Below are 4,980 nucleotides of genomic sequence, written 5' to 3'. Positions count from 1 at the left end.
ACGGGGGCCTGGATTGCTGAGGGTCAAGCCGCTATAGGTTTCTGCGGCCGGGGATGGTTGATGCTCACAACCTGTGACTGACTTTGAATCAGCCCTGCCCACCTGGGCCTGACGGCGGCGATCAAGCGGATGTTCCAGGGCAGCAGCTGGCAGCGGTGCAGGGTGCACTTTCTGCGCAACCTCCTGAGCCACGTCCCAAAGGTTGGCCAGGACATGGTCGCAGCCGCGATGAAAGCGGTGTTCGTGATCCAGAAGCCTGAGCAGGTGCGGGCCCACTGGCAGCAGGTCACCGAGATGCTGCGCAAGCAGTTCCCCGGCGCCGTGCCCGTGATGGAGGCCGCCACAGGCGACGTGTTGGCGTTCCTCCACTTCCCGCAGGAGCACTGGCGCAAGATCTGGAGCACCAACCCGCTCGAGCGCCTCAACAAGGAGATCAAACGCCGCACCAACGTGGTCGGCATCTTCCCCAACGACCCAGCCATCGTGCGGCTGGTGGGCAGCCAGCTGCTGGAGCAGCAGGAGGAATGGCAGCTGGAGCGCCGCCGCTTCTTCTCTGAGGCCACGATGGCCAAGATTCCTGAGCCTGTGGAGCCGCTGGTACTAACTGAGCGTGATCCAGCCGCATCAGCGACAGCAGCCATCGGCTGAAACTCAGCAGCACCTTCCTTGGTCTACACAAATTCCTCCGATCGCTGAGTTGCAGATTCGGCGATCAGGGTTCATAGTGATTGAATGGTGCTGCACAATCAGCTCCTCAGCAGTCATCCTCTGGCTGCACCTGTTCACCCTCCAGACAGGGTCACAGGACCTCCTGAGTTACACCACTTACTGGGACGCTGCTTCTCACCGAAGGCTTACAACGGAAAGGTTGGCTTGGCCCTGTTTTGTCCAGTGACGTCGAGTGTAAAGGGCTATCCCTTTGAAGTGGCCTTGCCAGAGGGTAGCGGCGTGATCGGTGTCGTTCTTGCAGATCAGCTCAAGAGCCTTGACTGGCGTGCCAGGAAAGCAAAGCTGATTGAGCGTGCATCTTCTCAGGTTTTAGCGATGGTTACAGCAAGGCTGCTTACTTTGATTGTTCCTGACAGTGTTGCCACTCTCTAACACGGCCATCCCCAGACCCGCGCCCTTGAAATCACTGAGGCCCAAGGAGATGCTGCTGCAGAGGCCCTCTGCGGGCAGGTGATGGCCAGCGTTATCCGTATTAAGCAAGCCGACGACCGAAAGTCGCAACTGGTACCGATTTCCAGTACCATGCATGGATGAAGCGGAAGCACCAGCGCACCCTTGAGCTGATCTTCTCCCGTCCTGTAAACGGCAGCTTACCGTGGAGGGACATTGAAGCCCTGTTTCAGGAGCTTGGTGGGGATGTCAGTGAGAGGGCGGGCAGCCGAGTCGCGGTCGTTCTGTTTGGCGAAGTCAGGGTCTTCCACAGACCCCACCCATCGCCTGATACAGACAAGGGTGCTGTTGTTTCAATCCGCAAATGGCTTGAAGAACACGGAGTGTCACCATGATGAATCTCATGAAAGTGGATGGCTACCACGCCAAGATTGAGTACGACGAGGAAACAGATCAATTCCGAGGGGAAATTCTTGGGCTTTCTGGAGGAGCGGACTTCTATGGTACGAGTCCTGATGAGCTTCGCCGTGAGTTCAAAAAGTCATTGGACGTCTTTCTAGAAGTTTGCAAAGAGCAAGGAATCGAGCCCCGTAGAAGCTTTTCAGGAAAGTTCAATCTTCGGATTCCGCCAGAACTACACGAGAAATTGGCAATGACTGCGGAGGTGCAGGGAAAGAGTCTCAACACGCTCGCTCAGGAGGCACTCCAGAGAACTGTCACGGCATAGAGAGGAACGGATAACGAACAAGGATAGATCGTGCGCAGCCACGATCTTATCCGGTGGTTGGACTAGCCCTTTTCGCTATAGACCAGCGGCTTACGGTAGATACGTCGGCCCGAATCTCAGCTTTTCTTTTGAATTCCGGCTGATTGAATCGTGCCGCCTGGGTTGCTCACCGTCGCCTCTGTTGAGGAACGTCCAATTTATCGCAGGGCAATGCCACGGCCCTTCGTGCTGCTGCCAAAGCGGCCGTCTTGTGCCCGTCTGAAAATGGCTTATCGCTATGGATCTATCAGTATGATTGACACAACAGCACGGTTCAGCACAGCCTGTGATGGCTGGGCTCTACCATTCGGGCCAGGATTGTCATCACCTGGCCGCAGCGATCACAGAGCACTGGAGGGCGTGGTGGCAGAGGCTCAGGGCGCGGTACCCGCATGTGCAGGGTCAGCTGCAGCAGCTGGATCAGGCGTTTGGCATTCGCATGGAGGAGGCCAAAGTCCCTGACCCGCCGGAAGCGGCGGGTCAGGACGTGCTTGAGCAGCAGCCAGAGAAACTCTCCTCCCGGCAGGGTGCGGACCTGGCGTTTTCCCTTCTTGTCGTCATAGCAGAAGCTGACCTTGGCATCACGGTCGGCGATGATGTTTTTCTCCGGCAATACGCCGCGATACAGGTAGCGGCCTAAATATGCCAGCGCTTGCTCACCCCGCCCCACTTTCTTGCAGTGCACCACCCATGCATCAGGTAAGGTCTCCTCGCAGCGCAGACCTGCCAAGCGCATGGCCTCAAACCACTTGGCCCTGAACACACGCGAGAGATTGGCCGCCCAGAAGAGGATTTTCTCCTGCTTCTTTCTGTGTTGCCATTGCCTGCTGCGCATGTTGATGGCACCGGCGGGCACAATCAGATGCACATGGGGATTGTAATCGAGATCCCGTTCATGGGTGTGGAGCACAGCATGGGCACCGCTGCGGCCCCTCAGCTGAGGATCGCGGCGGGCAAAGCTGTTGATCGTCTGCCACGCGGTTTTAAGCAGCAGATCATAGGCAATCCGTTGGTTGGCCCAGAACAATCCCCTCAGTTGCGCCGGTACCGTGATGGTGACCATGAAATAGTCAACCGCCAGCAGTTTGACCTTCTGCCGCTCCAGCCATTGCTGGCTTTCGTGGTGCTGGCAGTGGGGGCAGCTGCGGTGGCCGCAGGAATGGGGGAGAATGGCCTGATGGTGGCAGCCGTTGCATTCCAGCACCATGACGCGGCTGTGTTGATTGCGGCAGCGGCGCATGGCCTGCAGAGCTCGATAATGGCCAGGAAGCAGATGATGGCCGTGGCGTTGTTCCAGATCGCTTCCATAGCGATCGATCAGATCAGCAAGGAGGATCATCAGATCTCCTCCCAGCGCAGGGCAAAGCCGGCCACCAGATCCTCGATGCGATCCCTGGCCTGTTGTCGGTTCACCTCGGTGAGATGGGCATAGCGGGCCGTGGTTTCCGGTTTCTGGTGGCCCAGCACCACCTGGATCGAGCGCAGATCCACGCCCAGTTCCAGCAGATGGGTGGCGTAGGCATGGCGCAGGCTGTGCACCGTCAGGTGTTTGTGGATGCCGCAGCTGATCCGTGCCGCCTTGATCGCTGCCTGCACTCCGCCGCGATCCATGGGACTGGTGGCGGTGCGGGCTGAGGCCTCATTGCCACAGCCATTGGGAAACAGCAGCCGGGGGTTCCTGTGGCTGCTCCAGAACCGGCGCAGATGCTGCAGGGTTGCATCCGGAAGGGGCACATAGCGATCTTTCCCTCCTTTGCCTTGGCGTACATGCACACGCTTCTGGGCCGCATCAATGTCGCCGATCTCCAGCGCAAGACCCTCCCCCAGCCGCAGGCCCATGCTGTACAGCGCAAAGAAGTACACGCGGTAGCGCAGCCGATAGACACTGTTGATCAGGCGCTGCACTTCCTCCCGTGTGGGAACATCAGGCAACGATCTGGAGTTGGGTGGCTTGATGATCTCCACCCACTCCATCGGTTGGCCAAGGACCTGGCGAAAGAAGAACGACAACCCTCAGAGATCCACCTTGACGCTGCTCCAGGAGTAGTTCTCCACCATCCAGGCGAAGTAGGTTTTCAGATCAGCGGCTGTGAGGTTGTCAGGGCAGCGGTTGAAGAAGCCTGCGATGCGGCGTACAGCCCTGGTGTAGCCGTCGATCGTCTTGCCCCGTTTGCCCTGCAGCGTGAGGGCCTGCAGGTGCTGGGCATAGAGCTGGTCGAATCGCTCCTGTTCGTGTTGTTCCATGGTGAGGTTCCTCCCCAATGGGATGGAAGAAATGACACACACTTGAGGGTGTGCATCCTTCACTGTGGAACTGCGAAATCGACTGGCGAACGAGCCTGCTGCTGCAGCCCAGGCTGCCCGCCAATCAACTCATCAGTTTCTGGCCATCTTGCATGGCTCTGGCTATGCTGGCTTTGAATCTGCCGCGCAGCGGCTTAGTCCAACATCCAGATGCAGAAGACGGGAGCCTTGGCTGTCTGCAATCCCAATCAAGTCCAGCCCGCTTCTGATCTTGGCCGTTGAGAGATGGGAGCAGATGGGAGCACAAGCGATTGCAGCCCAAAGCGGGTAAGCATTCTGTATAGCGTTTCCATTCGCACGCAGACTCGAGTCAAAAGTGGTGGAACAGCCTTGGCGTCAGATCCCGCGCAGGTTGGCTGAGCAGATAGGCATAGTGGTTGGTATCAAGTCGAGCCTGACCACTCATGATTGTGAGTTGGTTCTGAAACCAGCGATTTCCCCTCGCCTCTAGATGGATGATCTGCTGGCTGCCGGGGATGACATCTGATGATTAAAATTCCTCTGCAGAAAGTGGAGAGCTTGTCGGACTTGAAGCCTTTTGATATCCTCTTACTCTATCCCAGGCCGTGGCGAGTTGGTCTGCCTGGAGTATGCATCAATGTTGTCCAGTGATCTTCCACATCTGGGGATATCTCTTTGAGGTTCTTTGCCAAAGTGCGTTGGCGTGTCTTGTGTCATTTCAGCGCATCAGCTGACTTGATTAGGCAGCAAGCTCCGCCAGCAGGCCTTTTTGGTCTAAGCTAGTACGCATGTACCAGGCGTGCCTGTCATGGCCATGAATCGGATCCAGT

At 57.5% G+C, this 4,980-nt stretch carries 7 protein-coding genes; 4 read left to right on the top strand and 3 right to left on the bottom strand.

Features of this window, described 5'->3' with window-relative positions; all coding sequences use genetic code 11:
* Positions 1–87 precede the first annotated feature (87 nt).
* The 4 genes from CJZ82_RS17250 (at position 88) to CJZ82_RS17235 (ending at position 1,846) form a co-directional block, all read left to right on the top strand.
* Complete coding sequence (locus CJZ82_RS17250) at positions 88–648, top strand: transposase (protein WP_094556961.1); 561 nt, start codon at positions 88–90, stop codon at positions 646–648.
* Positions 649–732: 84 nt separating this feature from the next.
* Positions 733–1,101, top strand: a complete 369-nt coding sequence (locus CJZ82_RS17245; RefSeq protein ID WP_094556960.1) for a type II toxin-antitoxin system PemK/MazF family toxin — start codon at positions 733–735, stop codon at positions 1,099–1,101.
* A gap of 158 nt (positions 1,102–1,259) precedes the next feature.
* Complete coding sequence (locus tag CJZ82_RS17240) at positions 1,260–1,514, top strand: type II toxin-antitoxin system HicA family toxin (protein WP_094556959.1); 255 nt, start codon at positions 1,260–1,262, stop codon at positions 1,512–1,514.
* Positions 1,511–1,846, top strand: a complete 336-nt coding sequence (locus CJZ82_RS17235; protein ID WP_233130363.1) for a type II toxin-antitoxin system HicB family antitoxin — start codon at positions 1,511–1,513, stop codon at positions 1,844–1,846. Before CJZ82_RS17240 ends, CJZ82_RS17235 begins: the two co-directional genes overlap by 4 nt.
* Positions 1,847–2,159: 313 nt before the next feature.
* On the opposite strand, the gene CJZ82_RS17230 is transcribed toward CJZ82_RS17235, so the two are convergent.
* The 3 genes from CJZ82_RS17230 to CJZ82_RS19255 are packed head-to-tail and all read right to left on the bottom strand — an operon-like array spanning position 2,160 to position 4,129.
* Complete coding sequence (locus tag CJZ82_RS17230; RefSeq protein ID WP_094556958.1) at positions 2,160–3,224, bottom strand: transposase; 1,065 nt, start codon at positions 3,222–3,224, stop codon at positions 2,160–2,162.
* Positions 3,224–3,895: a tyrosine-type recombinase/integrase gene (locus CJZ82_RS17225; protein ID WP_233130362.1), complete on the bottom strand. Its 672-nt coding sequence runs from the start codon at positions 3,893–3,895 to the stop codon at positions 3,224–3,226. The genes CJZ82_RS17230 and CJZ82_RS17225 overlap by 1 nt, the downstream gene beginning before the upstream one ends.
* Positions 3,896–3,898: 3 nt before the next feature.
* The gene (locus tag CJZ82_RS19255) at positions 3,899–4,129 is read right to left on the bottom strand and encodes a phage integrase N-terminal SAM-like domain-containing protein (RefSeq protein ID WP_233130361.1); all 231 of its coding nucleotides are present in this window, start codon (positions 4,127–4,129) and stop codon (positions 3,899–3,901) included.
* Positions 4,130–4,980 lie beyond the last annotated feature (851 nt).

Source organism: Synechococcus sp. 1G10 (assembly GCF_002252625.1).
In the GTDB taxonomy this organism is placed as follows: domain Bacteria; phylum Cyanobacteriota; class Cyanobacteriia; order PCC-6307; family Cyanobiaceae; genus Regnicoccus_A.
The sequence above is the reverse complement of the archived record's forward strand: the minus strand, read 5'-3'. Positions and strand labels throughout refer to the sequence as shown.

Bases quoted from the DNA above. Each gene is read 5' to 3' on its own strand.
- CJZ82_RS17245 (WP_094556960.1), top strand. From the start codon at position 733: ATGGTGCTGCACAATCAGCTCCTCAGCAGTCATCCTCTGGCTGCACCT.
- CJZ82_RS17240 (WP_094556959.1), top strand. From the start codon at position 1,260: ATGAAGCGGAAGCACCAGCGCACCCTTGAGCTGATCTTCTCCCGTCCT.
- CJZ82_RS17235 (WP_233130363.1), top strand. From the start codon at position 1,511: ATGATGAATCTCATGAAAGTGGATGGCTACCACGCCAAGATTGAGTAC.
- CJZ82_RS17230 (WP_094556958.1), bottom strand. From the start codon at position 3,224: ATGATCCTCCTTGCTGATCTGATCGATCGCTATGGAAGCGATCTGGAA.
- CJZ82_RS19255 (WP_233130361.1), bottom strand. From the start codon at position 4,129: ATGGAACAACACGAACAGGAGCGATTCGACCAGCTCTATGCCCAGCAC.